The 641-nt window shown below is 60.8% G+C and carries 1 protein-coding gene; it reads right to left on the minus strand.

Annotated features, from left to right (window positions below; genetic code table 11):
* Window positions 1–641, minus strand: a 641-nt coding sequence (locus SIK69_RS08030) for a DUF6531 domain-containing protein (RefSeq protein ID WP_319785827.1), incomplete at both ends; no start/stop codon positions are given.

Raw genomic sequence — 641 nt, forward strand, 5'->3', positions numbered from 1 at the left:
CTCTCTGCCAGCCACTGCGGTTGTCCCCCCGCCATCCGGGTAATGCTGCTCAGCCGGTTGTGCCGGTACGCCAGCACCAGCTCATAGCCGTCACTGTGCGTCAGGCGAACCAGACGCTCCCCTTCATAGCAAAACACAATCCGGTTCCCGGCGGCGTCATGCAGGCCCGAAAGCCGGCGGCGGGCCCCGGGCTGTGACTCAAAACAGAGCGTCAGCTGGCTTCTGCGGTCAAAAATATACAGCGCACCGCGGCGGGTGCCGTATAAACGGTAATGGGCCTGCTGCAGATTCAGCGCATCCACCGCCTCACCGCGGGTGTAATAGCTCAGCCGGGTGCCCTCATGGTTGGTGAAGTGAATTTCATCGTCCGCAAGCCATAAAGACTGCGACCAGTTATCGCTCCATTTATCACCAAACAGACCGCGCTGCGACGAACGGGAGCGGTAGACACGCGTCAGCGTCAGGGGGAGGGTGCCCGGCAGGTCAAGCACCGGTAACACCTGCAGTAAATCGCCACTGGCGACATCCACCGGGTCACTGGCACAGGTCCCGGTCTCAATGGCGTTATCCCCGTCTTTCTTATCCGAGGTCGACGGGCTGGCGTTTTCATCTGCCGCCGTTTTGCCCTCAGCCTCTGTTTT

The sequence above is a fragment of the Scandinavium lactucae genome, from assembly GCF_033843265.1.
Classification (GTDB): domain Bacteria; phylum Pseudomonadota; class Gammaproteobacteria; order Enterobacterales; family Enterobacteriaceae; genus Scandinavium; species Scandinavium lactucae.